The sequence below is a fragment of the Pseudomonas sp. DSV-1 genome, from assembly GCF_035830915.1.
Lineage (GTDB): Bacteria > Pseudomonadota > Gammaproteobacteria > Pseudomonadales > Pseudomonadaceae > Aquipseudomonas.
This window is the reverse complement of sequence record NZ_JAYMYG010000001.1, coordinates 362,360-379,515: the sequence shown is the minus strand read 5'-3', so window position 1 is coordinate 379,515 and position 17,156 is coordinate 362,360. Positions and strand designations below refer to the sequence as shown.

Here is a 17,156-nt window from a genome sequence, read left to right as displayed (position 1 = left end):
CCATGGCCCTCTATATAGGTGTGATGTCCGGAACCAGCCTGGACGGTATGGACATCGCCCTTATAGAGCTGGGGGCTGGCATCAGGCTGCTGGCCACCCATTACATTCCCATGCCGAATACCTTGCGCAGCGAGCTACTTGGTTTGTGCGCCAGCGGCCCGGATGAAGTGGCCCGCTGTGCAATTGCCGAGAATCACTGGGTCGAACTGGCCGCACAGGGCGTCAACGCGCTCCTTGAGCAACAGCATTTGTCCCCGGCAGATATCCGCGCAATCGGCAGTCATGGCCAGACCATACGGCACGAACCCGCCCGCGGTTTTACCGTACAGATTGGTAATCCGGCACTCTTGGCCGAATTGACCAACATCTGCGTCGTAGGTGACTTCCGCCGTCGCGACGTGGCTGCCGGAGGTCAGGGAGCACCTTTGGTTCCTGCCTTCCACGAAGCATTGTTTACGGATCAAGTCGGTAACAGGGCAGTGCTTAACGTAGGCGGATTCAGCAACCTTAGCCTGATAACTTCTACCGCTCCCGTTGCAGGATTCGACTGCGGCCCGGGTAATGTCCTGCTGGATGCCTGGATACAAGAGCAGCGCGGTGAGCTCTATGACCGCAACGGTGACTGGGCTGCAAGCGGCAAGATTGAGCCGCTGCTGCTCAACGCCCTGCTCAGCGACCCTTTCTTCCAGACCAAGGGCCCAAAGAGTACAGGCCGCGAGGTATTCAACCTCGCATGGTTGAAACAGCATCTGTTCAACCTGCCCACTTTCCCTGCTGAAGACGTCCAGGCAACCCTGCTGGAGCTTACAGCACAGACCATCGCGCAATCCCTGAAGGCAGCCCAGCAACACACGGACGAGCTACTGGTATGCGGTGGCGGAGCCCACAATGCCGCATTGATGGCCCGACTGGCAGACTTGCTGGCTCCCGCCCAAGTGAACAGCACACAGGCCAAAGGTGTAGACCCTGACTGGGTCGAAGCAATGGCCTTTGCATGGCTCGCGCACTGCTGCCTGGAAAACATCCCTACCAACCGCCCCAGCGTCACTGGCGCACGCGGCTTGCGCATATTGGGCGCCATCTACCCCGCCTGACCGCCCACCTCACAGTACAGACAGCAAAACGCCGCGAATCTACGCGGCGTTGAGTTTGAAGCCTGTACGACACGCTTAGATCGAGAACGATGATCCGCAACCACACGTTGTGGTGGCATTGGGGTTCTTGATCACAAAACGCGACCCTTCCAGACCTTCCTGATAATCCACCTCGGCACCCGCCAGGTACTGGAAACTCATTGGATCGACCACCAGGCTCACGCCTTCGCGCTCCACCAGGGTGTCGTCATCGGCCACTTCTTCATCGAAGGTGAAACCGTACTGAAAACCGGAACAACCGCCGCCCGTAACAAAAACGCGCAACTTCAAACGATCATTACCCTCTTCATCGACCAGGCTCTTCACCTTGTGCGCAGCACCTTCGGTGAATTGCAAAGCCATGGGGGTGAAGGATTCGACGCTCATGCTGACTATCTCCCGGCGTTATGCCGCCATAATGCGTGATGACGCGCATTATCCGCTTCTCCTAGAAAAGCGGTCAACTATTCATAAGTAGCAGCTGCAAGTGAAGAGCTCTTCACTTGCAGCTTGTAGCTGGGTACCTGCAGATGCTTTAAGGCAACATCCCGGCGTGGGACAAGCCCAGACGCTCATCCAGGCCGAACATGATGTTCATGTTCTGCACCGCCTGGCCAGAGGCGCCCTTGACCAGATTGTCGATCACCGACAACACCACGACAAGGTCACCATCCTGTGGACGATGTACCGCAATCCGGCACACGTTGGCACCGCGCACGCTACGGGTTTCTGGATGGCTGCCGGCAGGCATCACATCGACGAAAGGCTCGTTGGCGTAACGCTTTTCGTACAAAGCCTGCAAGTCGACAGAACGATCAACAACGGTTGCATACAACGTGGAGTGAATACCGCGGATCATCGGCGTCAGATGCGGAACAAAGGTCAGGCCCACCTCTTTACCTGCCGCGCGGCGCAGACCCTGACGGATCTCCGGCAAGTGCCGATGGCCTTTCACGGCATACGCCTTCATGCTTTCAGACGTTTCGGCATACAGAGCTCCTACACTGGCACCCCGGCCAGCGCCGCTCACACCCGACTTGCAGTCAGCGATCAACTGCGAAGTCTCGGCCAGGCCGGCTTCCAGCAAAGGCAGAAAACCCAGTTGGGCAGAAGTCGGATAGCAACCCGGCACCGCGATAAGCCGCGCCTTCTTGATCTGTTCACGGTTCACTTCCGGCAGGCCATAGACAGCCTCATCCAGCAGCTCTGGCGCACCGTGCGGCTGGCCGTACCACTTGGCCCACTCATCCGCATCCTGCAAGCGGAAGTCTGCCGAGAGGTCGATAACCTTGGTGCCTGCAGCCAGCAGTTCGCCAGCCAGCGCATGGGCTACGCCGTGGGGCGTTGCAAAAAACACCACATCACACGCTCCCAGGGTTTGCGTGTCCGGCACGCTGAAGGCCAAACCGTCGTAATGACCGCGCAGGTTGGGATACATATCGGCAACTGGCAGGCCAGCCTCGGATCGAGAAGTGATGACAACCACTTCAGCCTGCGGGTGCTGTGCCAGCAAACGCAGCAATTCGACCCCGGTGTAACCCGTGCCGCCGACAATACCGACCTTGACCATAACCTGCCCTCAACGAAACCACTGGAAAGCCTTCGATAATAGGGATACCTGGCCCCTGCGACAACCGCCAAGGTGACTCCCGGACGCTCTACTACTACTATTTGATCTACCGTGAACCTGGGAATAACTAAAAATGCTTTATCTATGGCTCAAAGCCTTCCACCTCATCAGCATCGTCTGCTGGTTTGCTGGCCTCTTTTACCTGCCTCGCCTGTTTGTTTACCACGCACAAAGCGAAGATTCCGTTAGCAAAGAGCGATTCAGCATCATGGAGCGCAAGCTGTATCGCGGCATCATGGGCCCGGCAATGATTGCGACCCTGATTTTTGGCGGCTGGTTGATCAGCCTCAACCCGAGCGGCTATTTCAGCCAGGGCTGGATGCACGTCAAGCTGACACTGGTGATCCTGTTGATTGGTTATCACCACATGTGTGGGGCGCAGGTAAAACGCTTTGCCCGCGGCGAAAACAAACGTAGCCACGTGTTCTATCGCTGGTTCAACGAAGTGCCGGTCGTGTTTCTGCTGGCGATCGTAATTCTGGCCGTGGTCAAACCGTTTTAAACTCACTTCTTAACGATCCGAGGTTATCCATGTCACTGCCCGCTCTGCTTGAACAACGCTTGCGCCTGCCGGTAGTAGCCGCCCCCATGTTTCTGATTTCCAACCCTCAACTTGTCCTGGCCTGCTGTCGCAATGGTGTTGTAGGCAGTTTCCCTGCACTCAACCAGCGCGAGAGCAGCGGTTTCAAGGCATGGCTTGAGGAAATAGAATCAGGACTCGCCGGACTGGATAACCCTGCCCCCTACGCCGTGAACCTGATTGTGCATAACAGCAACCCACGACTGCAGGCGGATCTGGCGATTTGCATCGAACATAAAGTGCCTATCGTCATCACAAGCCTGGGGGCAGTCAAAGAAGTCGTTGATGCCGTGCACAGCTATGGTGGCCTGGTATTTCACGATGTCACCACCCGACGTCATGCCGAGAAAGCAGTAGAGGCCGGGGTAGACGGCTTGATTGCAGTCGCAGCCGGCGCTGGTGGACATGCAGGTACCTGGAGCCCTTTTGCATTGGTCGCCGAAATACGGCAGTTTTTCGACAAAACCTTACTCTTGGCAGGGTGCCTGAATCACGGCCACGAAATCCTCGCGACTCAGGTTCTGGGCGCTGATCTTGCCTACCTCGGTACACGCTTTATCGCCACCCAAGAAAGCCATGCGCCTGACGCTTACAAAGAGATGCTGCTGGCATCCCGCGCCGCCGATATCATTCACACCCCCGCTGTATCGGGTGTGCCCGCCAGTTTTATGCGCCAAAGCCTTGAAAATGCAGGTTTCGACCTGGCTGCACTCCAAGGCAAAAACGACACGGGGGCAGGTAACAAACTCAAGCCGCTGACCGATGAGGCCAAGGCGTGGAAAACAGTCTGGTCCGCTGGCCAGGGCGCAGGAGAAATCCACGACCTGCCCACAATCGACCAGTTGATCGCACGCCTGGATGAGGAATATCGCAAGGCGCTAAGCCGCACCTCAAAACTCGCCCAGCATTGGCCGCATCACTGATATTGCCAAGCCCGCCATTACGGCGGGTTTTTGTTAACTCCACCCGGACAAGGAAGCCACCGTGCCCGAGCTTAGCCTGAACAAAACACCTCAAGAACAGTACGCGCCGCTTGACCCTGTGGGGTTCAGCGGGAGGATCGGGCGTTTACGACTGCTGGCCTGGAGCATGATAATCACCGTCATCGCCATGGTGACATCACTTCTGGTTTTGCTCGCAGTCAAGGTTTCCCCCACCCTGGGCATTACCTGTGGCGCAACGCTCACACTTGCCTACTTCATCATCAGCCTGAGAATCAGCGCCCAGCGCCTGCATGACCTCAACTGGTCCGCGTGGATGCTGTTACTGCATTTGGTGCCCGTGGCCAATCTGATCCTGTCCCTCATGATGCTCTTGATGCCCGGCACACCCGGTCCCAATAAATACGGGCCACCGCCACCGCCGAACAGCCGTGCAGTCAATGTTCTGGCTGCGATTACCATCTTTTTGATTGGACTGGGCATCTGCGTAATGATTGCCCTCTTTGCTTTGGGCCTGCTGACTGCGTTGATCAACGCAGTCAACAGCAACAGCATGTAGACTGCCCGCCTTAATGAACGCGTTAACGCCAGGGACATCATTGTCACCGGACTGTACCGTTGCAATGGAGAACAGCATGACCCGTTACGCTTTAATCACCGGCGCCTCCAGCGGCATTGGCCTGGCGCTGGCTGAGGCTCTTGCCCGACGCGGGCGCAGTTTGATTCTGGTGGCCCGCCAGCGGGATGCGCTGGAAACCATTGCACTTGAGTTGACCCAGCGTTTCGGCGTCGAGGTGTTGTTCCGCGCCTGCGATCTGGGTGAGCCCCTGCGCCTGTCAGGCTTTTTGCTGGAGCTTGAAGAAGGCGACCGTCAGATTGACCTGTTGGTCAATTGCGCGGGTATCGGCACCTGCGGTCCTTTCCTGGCCCACGACTGGAGCGCCGAACAAGACCTGATTGAACTTAACGTGCTGGCACTCACCCGGTTGTGCCATGCCATTGGCAACATGATGGCCGTGCAAGGCGGCGGGCAGATTCTCAATGTGTCCTCAATTGCTGCCTTCAAGCCCGGGCCTTGGCTGAGCACCTACTTCGCCAGCAAAGCGTATGTCCTGCATTTTTCTGAAGGCCTGCGCGAAGAAGTGAAAAAAACCGGGATTAAAGTCTCGGTACTCTGCCCCGGCATTACCCGAACCCGTTTTTTCGATGCAGCCAAAATGAATACCGACGCCATCAAGCAAAGCACCGGAGCCATGAGCCCCGAAGAAGTTGCGCTTTACACCGTGCGTGCGCTCGATAAAAACAAGGCGATCATCATTCCAGGACGTCGCAACCGCTGGCTCTCTCGCTTCCCGCGTGTTCTCTCTCGCTGGATGACACGAAAAATAGCCGCCTCGGTCAACAAATCCTACTGCCCTCGTTAACGACGACTGGGCGTAACTCACAGCCCTGAGTACACTCAGACCGGACTTCACTCACGGAGACACAGCTTTGGATACTTTGTTTACCAAGATCATCAACCGTGAAATACCCGCAAAGATCATCTATGAAGATGATCAAGTGCTCGCTTTTCACGACATCGCACCACAAGCACCGGTCCACTTTCTGGTTATCCCGAAAAAGCCGATACGCACGCTTAACGACCTGGCCGAAGAAGACAAGCTGCTGGCAGGCCATATCCTCTTCACGGCACAGCGCCTTGCCAAAGAACTGGGCTGCGAAGACGGTTTCCGCGTAGTGATGAACTGCAATGAAAAGGGTGGCCAAACGGTTTACCACATTCATATGCACGTTCTGGGTCAACGCCAGATGAATTGGCCGCCGGGCTGATTGCTAGACGATTCTGACGTGGGAGCCGCACGGTTCCCACATCCATCCATGATCCAACGCAAACTCCACCCCCGCGATTGGGGTAAACTGACCGCCGTGATTTTTTCCGGAGGTAAGCATGACTAACCAACGTCACTACTCGCCGATTGACCGTCTTCTGTTACAAGCCGATACCGCCCTGCGCACTCTGCTGCCATTCAGCGGCCAGCCTCATCGGCCATCACCGGCCATAGTCAAACCTGAAAACCCGCTAGACCCGCAAGCTACACGCCATGTTGCCGGTCTGATGCGTATCAACCACACCGGTGAAGTCTGTGCTCAAGCCTTGTATCAAGGTCAGGCACTGACAGCCAAGCTCCCGCACGTGCGCGAAGCGATGGAACATGCCGCTGAAGAAGAAATCGATCACCTGGCCTGGTGTGAGCAACGCATTCGCCAACTGGGTAGCCATCCCAGCGTGCTGAACCCGCTGTTTTACGGCATGTCCTTCGGGATCGGCGCAGCAGCAGGACTGATCAGCGACAAAGTCAGCCTGGGGTTTGTGGCGGCCACCGAAGACCAGGTTTGCAAGCACCTGAACGAGCATCTTGAGCAACTGCCGGTCGAAGATGAAAAGTCCCGGGCGATTCTTGAGCAAATGCGTATCGACGAAGAGCAGCACGCAGAATCTGCGCTCGATGCTGGCGGCTTCCGCTTCCCTGCCCCGGTCAAATTCGGCATGAGCTTGATGGCCAAGGTGATGACAAAAAGTACGTACCGTATCTGATCGCAGCTTCGGTAGAGACCGCCGCTTTAGCGGGACTTTGCACATAGGCTATGTGCGTGTCAGTTAAGGGGCACTGTGGGAGCGGGCTTGCTCGCGATGCAGGCGACGCGGCCTGAGAGTCAAACCGCGCGGCTCCCATCGAGGGCAAGACCGCTCCCATAAGAGCCAGCTTCCCGATTTACTGACTGGCATTAGCTAAATCAAGACCCTTATTGACTCAGCCCAGCTCGATAATTTCGTAATCGTGGCTGATGGCAACACCCGCTGCGCCAAGCATGATGGATGCCGAGCAATACTTCTCGGCCGACAACTCGATAGCACGCTTGACCTGGGCTTCTTTCAAGCCACGGCCCTTGACCACAAAGTGCAGATGGATTTTGGTGAAAACCTTTGGATCTTCAGTGGCGCGTTCTGCCTCCAGAAACGCTTCACAGCTCTCAACCGCCTGACGCGACTTCTTGAGAATGCTGACAACGTCAAAGTTGCTGCAACCCCCGAGACCTAACAACAGCATCTCCATCGGGCGTACGCCCAGATTGCGACCACCGCTTTCAGGCGGGCCATCCATCACAACGACGTGGCCGCTGCCTGACTCGCCCAGAAACATGGCTTCGCCAGCCCATTGAATGCGTGCCTTCATCACCCAGACTCCACTGATTTAAAAGGGGCGCCAGCTTAGCACAGGGTCAGAAACTGATAACTCACCACACTGAAGCGTTTCTCTGGCCTGGCACTCCGAAAATTCTGCAATCCGTACAGAACCTGTCTGGTAAGCTGGCGCCAAATCGCTGGCGCCTGCCAGAAAGCGCTCTATATAAAAATAGATTTAATCCTTACTGTGTACGCTTCTCGGGATACAACCATGGTTGCTCTTACTCCCATACCCAAGATCAAGAACCTCGACAAGTTTTTGACTTTTTGCCAACGCAAACGATATCCAGCCAAGAGTAATATCATTTGTGCAGGTGAGTCTTCACACACCCTGTTCTTCATTATCAAAGGCTCGGTAACGGTTTTGATTGAAGACGAGGAAGGTCGTGAAATGATCATTGCCTATCTCAACAGCGGAGACTTTATTGGCGAATTGGGCCTGTTTGAACAAGCGGGACAAGAGCAGTCACGCAGCGCATGGGTTCGAGCCAAGACCGAGTGCGAAGTTGCAGAGATCAGCTATCCAAAGTTCAGAGAATACACTCAGCAAGAGCCAGAGATTCTTTACGCGCTAAGTGGCCAAATAGCACAACGCCTGCGCAACACTACGCGCAAGGTCGGTGACTTGGCATTCTTTGATGTCACAGGAAGGGTTGCGCGCTGCCTGCTTGAGCTGTGCAAACAACCCGATGCCATGACCCATCCGGACGGCATGCAAATCAAGATCACCCGTCAGGAAATCGGTAGAATCGTCGGTTGTTCTCGAGAGATGGTAGGACGCGTACTAAAAGGTCTGGAAGAACAGAACCTGGTAAACGTCAAAGGCAAAACCATGGTGGTGTTCGGTACACGTTAAGACTTGAGCAAGGGCGCCAGGATCTGTTGATAACTGGCACTCAAGCGCTCAAAGAAGTCGGGGGCCGCAAACGCTTCGTGCAAAGCGATGTGACTGTCGGCAAGACAGCGTTGCTCAAGATCACACAACTGATTGAAACGATTGACCGCCGCCACCATCGACTCACGCTCGTTCTCTACCAGCAATGCACCATGAACCAAACCGACAGGCCGCTGCCCGCCTTGACTCTGACGCCAGCGCTGAGCGGTACCCACCAGTTTCCGGGCATTGAGATTGACGTTAAAACGCCCATCACAGAACGCACCCTCAACTTCGCCCAAAGAAGCGGTGCCACCCAACTGCATCAGCAAATCGCAAATCGGCTCGCACAAACGGCGATAGGCCGTTTCGATACGCCCATGATCGCCTTCACTGCGTAAAGGCGCATAAACCAGTGCAATATTGACCGTCGAGGCGGACTGCGGGACAGGCTCTCCGCCCGTCTCACGCAACAGAACCGGCCAGCCGCTGGCAGCCAACTCAATACTGGCCTGCTCAAAACCCGGCAAGCGACTCAGTCGCCGCGGCATGACCAGCGCCCGATCCGTGGGCTGCCAGAACAGCACCCCTGCCTCCAGCTCTGCGGCACAGACCGAGGCCAGTAAATCCTGCTCGGCCTTGAGGCCGGCTTCGACGGTGAGGTGCTGGATGGGTGCCATGGGATTCCTTGTCAGACGCTGCAGATACAGGTTCGATCGCTGTTGGAGCGGGCTTGAGGCGCCGCAGCCTGCCAGGAAAATCGCGGGGCTGCTATCGCGAGCAAGCCCGCTCCCACAAGGGGATGAGTCAATCCAGAGTCGAACCCGTCACTGGCACAACGCGCTCCGGGAAAAACAGACGCTGCAGTTCATTGCCCGGGTTCTCGGCGCGCATAAAGGCTTCACCAACGAGGAACGAATACACCTCGCTGATTTCCATCAGCTCGACATCCGCACGGTTGAAAATCCCGCTCTCGGTAATCACCAGGCGATCACGCGGTACACGGGGCAACAGATCCAGAGTCGTTTCCAGGCTGACTTCAAAAGTGTGCAGGTTGCGGTTGTTGATGCCCACCAACGGCGTATCAAGGGTTTTAAGTGCGCGCTCAAGCTCGTCGCCATCATGCACTTCAACCAACACATCAAGCCCGACGCTTTTGGCGACGGCTGCCAGCTCTGCCATCTTCACGTCGTCCAGGGCGGACACGATCAACAGCACGCAATCGGCCCCCAAGGCACGGGCTTCGACGATTTGATAAGGGTCGATCATGAAATCCTTGCGGATCACCGGCAAGGTACAGGCCGCACGGGCCTGCTGCAGGTACGCGTCGGCACCCTGGAAGTAATCGATATCAGTCAGCACGGATAGACACGTCGCACCGCCCGACTGATAGCTCCTGGCAATGTCGGCAGGAACGAAGTGCTCGCGAATCACGCCTTTGCTCGGTGAAGCCTTTTTGATTTCGGCAATCACTGCAGGCTGTTTTTTCTTGGCCTGCGCCAGCAAGGCATTGGCAAAGCCGCGAACAGGATCCGCCTGAGCGGCCAAACGTTCAAGCTCGGCCAGGCTCACGCGCGCGCTGCGCTCGGCAACCTCTTGAACTTTACGCGCCAGAATATTTTCCAGAACGGTTGGCACACTCATGCTTCATTCTCCTGCTTGAAAATCGCGGTAAACGCGCCCAGCTCTTCGAGCTTCTCGCGGGCCAATCCGGTGTGGAGCGCATCATGGGCCAACTCCACACCCTCTTTGAGAGTGTAGGCAAGGTCCGCGGCATAAAGCGCTGCGCCAGCATTGAGCACAATCATTTCGGCGGCTTTCTGGCCCGCTTCGGTTTTGCGACGACCCAACGCATCGCGGATCAACTCCAACGATTGCTCGGGGCTGTCTACTACCAGGCCGAACAGGCTCTGGCTCTTGATGCCAAAATCTTCAGGCTGAACCCAATACTCGGTGATCTCACCGTTTTTCAGCTCTGCCACAAAGGTCGGCGCTGCCAGGCTGAATTCATCCAGGCCGTCTTGCGAGTGCACCACCAGCACATGTTTGCTGCCCAGACGCTGCAGCACTTCAGCCAAGGGACGGCACAGCGCCTGGTTGAACACACCGACCACTTGATGCAACACACCAGCCGGATTCGTAAGCGGGCCAAGCATATTGAACAGGGTTCGCAAGCCAAGGTCGCGACGCGGAATGGCCGCATGCTTCATGGCGCCATGATGGCACTGAGCAAACATAAAGCCGATGCCCACGCTGTCGATGCATCGGGCGACTTGAACCGGGGTCAGGTTCAAATACACACCGGCCGCTTCCAGCAGGTCAGCACTGCCGCTTTTACCGGACACCGCGCGGTTGCCATGCTTGGCCACCGTGCAACCCGCCGCGGAAATCACCAGCGCCGAAGCGGTGGACACGTTGAAAATGTTCGCGCCATCGCCGCCGGTACCAACGATATCGACCACGCCGTCCAGCGTCTTGAGCTCAACCTTGTCTGCCAGTTCGCGCATGACAGTCACGGCACCTACGATTTCGTCGATGCTTTCGCTTTTCATGCGCATGCCCATCATGAATGCGCCAATCTGCGCTTCGGTGCATTGACCGGTCATGATGTCGCGCATTACGTCGCGCATCTCATCGGTGGTCAGGTCGAGGTGGCCGACGATACGGCTCAGGGCTGTCTTGATATCCATAAAAAGTCCTTAGCGCGTGCCGCCGGTTTGTTTTAGAAAGTTCGCAAACAGCTCATGACCTTGCTCGGTCAGGATCGACTCAGGGTGAAATTGCACCCCTTCGATATTCAGCGTCTTGTGGCGCAGGCCCATGATCTCGTCCACCGAGCCATCTTCAAGCTGAGTCCAGGCGGTGAGCTCAAGGCAGTCCGGCAGGGTTTCACGCTTGACCACCAGCGAGTGGTAACGGGTCACGGTCAGCGGATTGTTCAGGCCCTGGAATACCCCTGTATCGAGGTGATACACCGGGCTGGTCTTGCCATGCATCACTTGCCGGGCGCGGACCACATCGCCGCCAAATGCCTGGCCGATGGACTGATGGCCCAGGCACACGCCCAGGATCGGCAGCTTGCCGGCAAAGTGCTTGATGGCTTCGAGGGAAATACCCGCCTCGTTCGGCGTGCAAGGGCCGGGCGAGACCACAATGCGCTCGGGCTTGAGCGCTTCGATCTGGGCCACGGTCAATTCATCGTTGCGCACCACCTTGACCTCTGCACCCAGCTCGCCGAGGTATTGCACAACGTTGTAAGTAAAAGAGTCGTAATTATCGATCATCAGCAGCATGTTGCTAAACCTCTGAATTCACTGACATTCAAAACTGTTTTCAGAACCCTGTGCCCGCAGTTTCAGTTGCTGGTTTGAACACACCAACCGAGGGGCAGCCATTCATGAAAACGCAGGGGGCAGGTCCGGCGTGGCCGGCAGAGAAATATTAGGCGCGCCAACGCCAACGGCCGTGGGCCTTGAGAACTCGCATAAAGAGTTTGCTGATGATCAACACAGGAAGGGTCTCATTTCTACGTCAGGGCACAGTAACGTAGCCTCGCAGAAGGCGCAACACGGGGCAGCAAATACGGGGAAAAACATACAGACAATACTTTGTGTCTTTATTTGACACGAAACACTTAATACGAATTGTTTTGATAGTGTCCGCGCTCCCAACAATAAAAATAGACCTCCTCATGCGCAGACTTTCACTACTCATCCCCCTGGCGGGATGCATCCTGTCCTTCGTTAGCGAACGCGTACTCGCCGCCCCAACCCCCTACTCCACGATGATCGTGTTCGGCGACAGTTTGAGTGACTCGGGGCATTTTCCTGATACCGGCAGCGGCATGCGTTTTACCAATCGCAGCGGGCCTACCTACAGGGGTGAAGCTTACTCGGCAGTAGCACCGATGATTTTGGGTGCAAAACTGAGCATCGCGCCCGGCGACTTGAGCCCGTCCACATCACCGGGCAACGCATTCACCGGCGATCCCGATGGTAACAACTGGGCGGTCGGCGGCTACCGTACGGACCAGATTTTTAACTCCATTACCAAAGTATCGAAGGTAGCCGTACCGCAAGGCTGGTTTCTTGGGGGGACCGTATTACGCAGCCGACGCGGCTACCTTGTGGAGAACGGTTTCAAAGCCGACCCCAAAGCGTTGTATTTCATCTCGGGCGGCGGCAACGACTTCCTCGATGAGAGAGTAAGAAACCCCGCCGAGGCAGCTAAAGCCGCGCAGAATCTGGCAGACAGCGCCTTCGCCCTGCAACAGGCCGGGGCGCGTTACATCATGGTCTGGCTGTTGCCTGACCTGGGCCTGACCCCGGCTATTTACGACACACCGGCACAAGCTGGCAGCAGCTACCTCAGCGCGGTGTTCAACACCGAACTGGCCCATCAACTCAGCCAGATAGATGCCGAAATCATCCCCCTCAACGTCCCGCTCCTGTTCCGGGAAGCGGTCTCCGATCCCGCCCGTTTTGGCCTGGCCACCGGGCACAACCTCGTGGCCACTTGTTTCAGCGGTGACGAATGCACAGAGAACCCGCAGTACGGCATCAACAGCCCGACCCCCGACCCAGCCAGGCTGTTGTTCAATGACTCGGTCCACCCCACCGAAGCGGGACAACGCTTAATCGCCGACTATGCCTACTCATTGCTGGCCGCCCCGTGGGAGGTGACGCTGTTACCCGTGATGGCCCAAGGCACGCTGAATGCCCACCAGGACCAACTGCGCACCCAGTGGGGCAGCGACAACCTTCAATGGCAAGCCACAGGGCAATGGAGAGCGTTCGTTGCGGGTGGCGGGCAACGTTTGAATATTGACGAGCAGCACACCTCAGTCAGTGCGGATGGCCGGGGCTATAACGTCAATATCGGCACCAGCTATCGACTGGATGAACACTGGCGACTGGGCGTGGCATCCGGATTTTACCGACAACGCCTCGAAACGGGCGCCAACGAATCGGACTACAAACTCAATAGCTACCTGGGCAGTGTCTTTGCTCAGTACCAACACAATCATTGGTGGGGTGACGCCGCCCTGACCTTGGGCAGGCTCGATTACGACAGCCTCAACCGAAAGTTCGCGCTAGGCGTGAGTGAGGGGGTGGAGAAAGGGCAAGCCGACGGCCACCTCCGGGCATTGAGCACACGTCTGGGTTATGACATCGCACAGGCCTCGGCTTCGTGGCACCTGTCGCCTTTTATCAGCGCCGACTACTCGCGAGTAGAGGTTAATCGCTATGCAGAAAAAGGGCGGCGTTCGACCGCATTGAACTACGAAGAGCAGACACTCGTTTCAAATCGACTTGGCGCGGGCGTACTCGCCAGCTACCAGTTCACCCCGCAGACCCGGGTGTTTGGCGAAGCCGTCCACGAGCACGAGTTCCAGAATGCGACCCAGCGCCTGAGCATCGCGCTGAACAGCCTGCCCAACAACAGCTTCACACTCGAAGGCTATACACCGCAAAGCAACCTTGACCGTGTCAGCCTGGGGATCAGCCACAGACTGACCGCCGACCTTATGCTGCAGGCGGCTTATCACGTGAGGAAGGGTGATGGGGTGGCTCAACAGGGAACCAACCTCGGGGTCAGCCTGAACTTCTGATGACACAACCAGCAGGAGGGGACTTGCTCGCGCTGGCATCGCCTCGGTCAATCAGACAGACCGGGGACCAGCATCGCGAGCAAGCCCGCTCCCACATCAATCCCGTGGAGTCTGCTCGGCCAGTGCCACGGCCCGGAACATGGCGCGACGCTTGTTCAGCGTCTCTTCCCACTCAAGGGCCGGGACCGAGTCAGCGACAATGCCGCCGCCAGCCTGCACGTGCAGTTCACCGTTCTTGATCACAGCCGTGCGGATGGCGATTGCCGTGTCCATATTGCCGTTCCAGGCGAAATAACCGACCGCGCCGCCATAGACACCACGCTTGACCGGTTCCAGCTCGTCGATGATTTCCATCGCACGGATTTTAGGCGCGCCGGACAACGTACCCGCCGGCAGAATTGCCCGCAATGCATCCATCGCCGTCAGCCCGCTTTTCAGCTGGCCTGTCACGTTGGACACAATGTGCATCACGTTGGAGTAACGCTCGATCACCATTTTTTCGGTGAGCTTGACCGAGCCGATTTCAGAGACACGGCCCGTGTCGTTACGCCCCAGGTCGATCAGCATCAAGTGCTCGGCGATTTCCTTGTCATCACTGAGCAAGTCCTCTTCGAGCGCCAGATCGGCCTCTTCGGTGGCACCACGGGGGCGGGTTCCGGCAATCGGGCGCACGGTAATCAGGTTGTCTTCAACCCGCACCAGCACTTCTGGCGAGCTGCCCACGACGTGGAAGTCGCCAAAGTTGAAGAAGTACATGTAAGGCGTCGGGTTGAAGCAACGCAGCGCGCGATACAAATCGATCGGCGCGGCCTTGAAGTCGATGGACATGCGCTGCGACGGCACCACTTGCATGCAATCGCCTGCGAGGATGTAGTCCTTGATCGTGTCGACGGCTTTCTCGTAGTCGTTCTGGGTGAAGCTGGAACGGAACACCGGATCAGCCGCTTGCTGTGCCGTGAAGTCCAGGCCACGACGCGGGGTAATCGGCTGACGCAGCTGTTCAAGCAGGGCCTCGAGCCGGGCCTGACCTTCTTCATAAGCATCAGGCTGCGCCGGATCGACCAGCACGATCGCGTGCATCTTGCCGGCCAGGTTATCGAACACCACCACGGCGTCAGACACCATCAGCAGGATATCCGGCACGCCCAGTGGATCAGGGTTCGGGCATTTGCCCAGACGCTTCTCCACATAACGCACGCAGTCATAACCGAAATAGCCCACCAGGCCACCGTTGAAGCGCGGCAAACCGGCAATGGTCGGCACGTTGTAACGGGCCTTGAATTCTTCAACGAACGTCAGCGGATCTTGCGCTTCGCAGGCTTCAATCTCGACACCGTCATGGGTCACGCTGATCTGGTGATCATGCACCCGCAGCACCGTGCGGCATGGCAAGCCAATGATCGAATAACGCCCCCACTTTTCGCCGCCCTGCACCGACTCCAGCAAATAGGAGTTGGGCTTATCGGCCAGCTTCAGGTAGATCGACAGCGGTGTGTCGAAATCAGCCAGGGTTTCGCGTGCAAGGGGGATACGGTTGTAGCCGGCAGCGGCCAAACGCAGGAATTCTTCGCGGATCATGAGGTGCCTCGTGGTCTGAGGGTAAAACGGTCAGGTATGCAAACGTGCCGACTATGCGGCCAGATTCAAGTCAGGCGCGCCAACGCCAACGGGCCAGGGCCTTGATAACTTTCATCCAGAGTTTGCGAGTGACCACCACGATAGAATCTCTTCGAGAGGGGGAAACAGAATTGCCCAACGTTATCTCAGGCGCAGAATCTAAGCAACCGGCTATCAGTTCTTGCAGGTTGCCAATCACCATATCCGGTGACTCTTCTTCAATCGGACGACCGTGGTTGTAGCCGTAGCTCAACGCGACGCAACGAACGCCGGCAGCCTTGGCCGCCAGTACGTCATTGCGAGAGTCGCCGACAAACATCGACTGGGCCGGGGTGGCGCCAGCCATTTTCATCACGAACAACAGCGCGGCCGGGTCAGGTTTTTTCTGTGGCAGGGTGTCGCCACCGATAATCCAGCGAAAAAACCGCCCCAGCTTCAGCTCATCAAGCAAGGGCGCGACAAAGCGCTCGGGCTTGTTGGTGATCAGGGCCATTTCAACGCCCTGCTTTTGCAGCCACTTGAGGCTTTCGCGCACACCGGGATAGACCTTGGTGTGTTCATGGCCGCCGTCGTAGGCCTCCATGAAAATCTCCAGTGCCTGCTCGGCCTGCGCGTCATCAACACCGCTGCCGTCCATATTGCCGGCCAGGGCACGGCGCACCAGCATCGGCGCACCATTACCGATCCACAACCGCACGTTTTCAATCCCGGCGGGTGGTCGACCCAGCTTGAGCAGCATGGTCTCAACGGCCTCTGCCAAATCCGGTACCGAGTCAATCAGGGTGCCATCCAGATCGAACATCACCAATTTTGGCAGCTGGCCCTGAAGTAGCTGCTCAAAGCGGCTCATGGGCGGGCCAACGCAAGCTCGGCACGCATTTTCTGAATGACTTCTTCGTAGTTTGGCGTGTTGAAAATGGCGGAACCGGCGACAAAGGTGTCGGCACCGGCTTCAGCGATTTCACGGATATTGCCAACGTTCACGCCGCCGTCGATTTCCAGGCGAATCTCGCGGCCGGATGCATCGATCAGCGCGCGGGCTTCACGCAGCTTGTTCAGGGTGCCGGGGATGAATTTTTGCCCGCCAAAGCCTGGGTTGACGCTCATCAGCAAGATCATGTCGACCTTGTCCATCACGTACTTGAGCACATCCAGCGGTGTTGCCGGGTTGAACACCAGACCTGCCTTGCAGCCACCTTCGCGGATCAGTTGCAGGGAGCGGTCGATGTGCTGGGTCGCTTCGGGGTGAAACGTGATGTAAGTGGCGCCGGCTTCGATAAAGTCGCCGATGATCCGGTCAACCGGGCTGACCATCAGATGTGCATCGATAGGGGCAGTGACGCCGTACTTGCGCAGGGCGGAGCAGACCATCGGGCCGATGGTCAGGTTGGGTACGTAATGATTGTCCATGACATCGAAGTGAACGATATCAGCACCCGCGGCGAGTACGTTGTCCACTTCTTCGCCAAGGCGGGCGAAATCGGCGGAAAGAATCGATGGGGCAATAGCGAAGGGCTGCATGA

General features: G+C 57.2%; 19 protein-coding genes. 9 read left to right on the top strand and 10 right to left on the bottom strand.

Features of this window, described 5'->3' with window-relative positions; genetic code table 11:
* The first annotated feature begins 2 nt into the window (after positions 1–2).
* Positions 3–1,094, top strand: a complete 1,092-nt coding sequence (locus tag VSQ83_RS01770) for an anhydro-N-acetylmuramic acid kinase (protein ID WP_326398571.1) — start codon at positions 3–5, stop codon at positions 1,092–1,094.
* Positions 1,095–1,169: 75 nt separating this feature from the next.
* Here VSQ83_RS01770 and erpA read toward each other — a convergent pair whose 3' ends face one another.
* Entirely contained in the window at positions 1,170–1,520 is a 351-nt protein-coding gene (gene erpA / locus VSQ83_RS01765; protein WP_016782396.1) for an iron-sulfur cluster insertion protein ErpA, read from the bottom strand.
* 148 nt (positions 1,521–1,668) lie between these two features.
* Entirely contained in the window at positions 1,669–2,703 is a 1,035-nt protein-coding gene (argC, locus tag VSQ83_RS01760) for an N-acetyl-gamma-glutamyl-phosphate reductase (RefSeq protein ID WP_133075335.1), read from the bottom strand.
* Positions 2,704–2,836: 133 nt separating this feature from the next.
* Between argC and hemJ the strand changes: the two genes are divergently transcribed.
* From hemJ to coq7, 6 genes are all read left to right on the top strand, one after another.
* Complete coding sequence (hemJ, locus tag VSQ83_RS01755) at positions 2,837–3,265, top strand: protoporphyrinogen oxidase HemJ (RefSeq protein ID WP_133075334.1); 429 nt, start codon at positions 2,837–2,839, stop codon at positions 3,263–3,265.
* Positions 3,266–3,294: 29 nt separating this feature from the next.
* On the top strand, positions 3,295–4,266 hold the full coding sequence (locus tag VSQ83_RS01750; RefSeq protein WP_219262888.1) for an NAD(P)H-dependent flavin oxidoreductase: 972 nt from the start codon (positions 3,295–3,297) through the stop codon (positions 4,264–4,266).
* Between the two features lie 61 nt (positions 4,267–4,327).
* The gene (locus tag VSQ83_RS01745; protein ID WP_133075332.1) at positions 4,328–4,843 is read left to right on the top strand and encodes a DUF805 domain-containing protein; all 516 of its coding nucleotides are present in this window, start codon (positions 4,328–4,330) and stop codon (positions 4,841–4,843) included.
* A 76-nt stretch (positions 4,844–4,919) separates the two neighbouring features.
* Complete coding sequence (locus VSQ83_RS01740; protein WP_219262887.1) at positions 4,920–5,708, top strand: SDR family NAD(P)-dependent oxidoreductase; 789 nt, start codon at positions 4,920–4,922, stop codon at positions 5,706–5,708.
* Between the two features lie 67 nt (positions 5,709–5,775).
* Positions 5,776–6,114, top strand: coding sequence for a histidine triad nucleotide-binding protein (locus VSQ83_RS01735; protein WP_133075330.1), 339 nt, complete (start codon positions 5,776–5,778; stop codon positions 6,112–6,114).
* A gap of 118 nt (positions 6,115–6,232) precedes the next feature.
* Positions 6,233–6,880 (top strand): 2-polyprenyl-3-methyl-6-methoxy-1,4-benzoquinone monooxygenase, encoded by a 648-nt coding sequence (gene coq7 / locus VSQ83_RS01730; protein ID WP_219262886.1) that lies wholly within the window; start codon positions 6,233–6,235, stop codon positions 6,878–6,880.
* 217 nt (positions 6,881–7,097) lie between these two features.
* On the opposite strand, the gene VSQ83_RS01725 is transcribed toward coq7, so the two are convergent.
* Positions 7,098–7,520 (bottom strand): OsmC family protein, encoded by a 423-nt coding sequence (locus VSQ83_RS01725; protein WP_003444470.1) that lies wholly within the window; start codon positions 7,518–7,520, stop codon positions 7,098–7,100.
* Positions 7,521–7,742: 222 nt separating this feature from the next.
* On the opposite strand from VSQ83_RS01725, the gene crp reads away from it, so the two are divergent.
* Positions 7,743–8,387 carry a cAMP-activated global transcriptional regulator CRP gene (gene crp, locus VSQ83_RS01720; protein WP_019823132.1) on the top strand — a complete coding sequence of 215 codons (645 nt, stop codon included), beginning with the start codon at positions 7,743–7,745 and terminating at the stop codon, positions 8,385–8,387.
* Here crp and VSQ83_RS01715 read toward each other — a convergent pair.
* The 4 genes from VSQ83_RS01715 to VSQ83_RS01700 form a co-directional block, all read right to left on the bottom strand.
* Positions 8,384–9,085 (bottom strand): lipoate--protein ligase family protein, encoded by a 702-nt coding sequence (locus VSQ83_RS01715; protein ID WP_133075328.1) that lies wholly within the window; start codon positions 9,083–9,085, stop codon positions 8,384–8,386. The genes crp and VSQ83_RS01715 overlap by 4 nt on opposite strands.
* 127 nt (positions 9,086–9,212) lie before the next feature.
* The gene (trpC, locus tag VSQ83_RS01710) at positions 9,213–10,049 is read right to left on the bottom strand and encodes an indole-3-glycerol phosphate synthase TrpC (protein WP_219262885.1); all 837 of its coding nucleotides are present in this window, start codon (positions 10,047–10,049) and stop codon (positions 9,213–9,215) included.
* Positions 10,046–11,095, bottom strand: coding sequence for an anthranilate phosphoribosyltransferase (gene trpD / locus VSQ83_RS01705; RefSeq protein ID WP_133075326.1), 1,050 nt, complete (start codon positions 11,093–11,095; stop codon positions 10,046–10,048). Before trpD ends, trpC begins: the two co-directional genes overlap by 4 nt.
* A gap of 9 nt (positions 11,096–11,104) precedes the next feature.
* The gene (locus VSQ83_RS01700; RefSeq protein ID WP_133075325.1) at positions 11,105–11,698 is read right to left on the bottom strand and encodes an aminodeoxychorismate/anthranilate synthase component II; all 594 of its coding nucleotides are present in this window, start codon (positions 11,696–11,698) and stop codon (positions 11,105–11,107) included.
* A gap of 398 nt (positions 11,699–12,096) precedes the next feature.
* Here VSQ83_RS01700 and estP point away from each other — a divergent pair, with 398 nt between their 5' ends.
* A complete protein-coding gene (gene estP, locus VSQ83_RS01695) occupies positions 12,097–14,016 on the top strand; it encodes an esterase EstP (RefSeq protein ID WP_326425146.1) in 1,920 nt (639 codons plus the stop codon).
* A gap of 96 nt (positions 14,017–14,112) precedes the next feature.
* Here the strand turns inward: estP and trpE are convergent, their stop codons facing one another.
* The 3 genes from trpE to rpe all read right to left on the bottom strand — a co-directional run bounded on the left by trpE (position 14,113) and on the right by rpe (position 17,154).
* Entirely contained in the window at positions 14,113–15,594 is a 1,482-nt protein-coding gene (gene trpE, locus VSQ83_RS01690) for an anthranilate synthase component I (protein ID WP_133075323.1), read from the bottom strand.
* A 70-nt stretch (positions 15,595–15,664) separates the two neighbouring features.
* Positions 15,665–16,483, bottom strand: coding sequence for a phosphoglycolate phosphatase (locus VSQ83_RS01685; RefSeq protein WP_133075322.1), 819 nt, complete (start codon positions 16,481–16,483; stop codon positions 15,665–15,667).
* The gene (gene rpe, locus VSQ83_RS01680) at positions 16,480–17,154 is read right to left on the bottom strand and encodes a ribulose-phosphate 3-epimerase (RefSeq protein WP_133075321.1); all 675 of its coding nucleotides are present in this window, start codon (positions 17,152–17,154) and stop codon (positions 16,480–16,482) included. Before rpe ends, VSQ83_RS01685 begins: the two co-directional genes overlap by 4 nt.
* Positions 17,155–17,156: the final 2 nt, after the last annotated feature.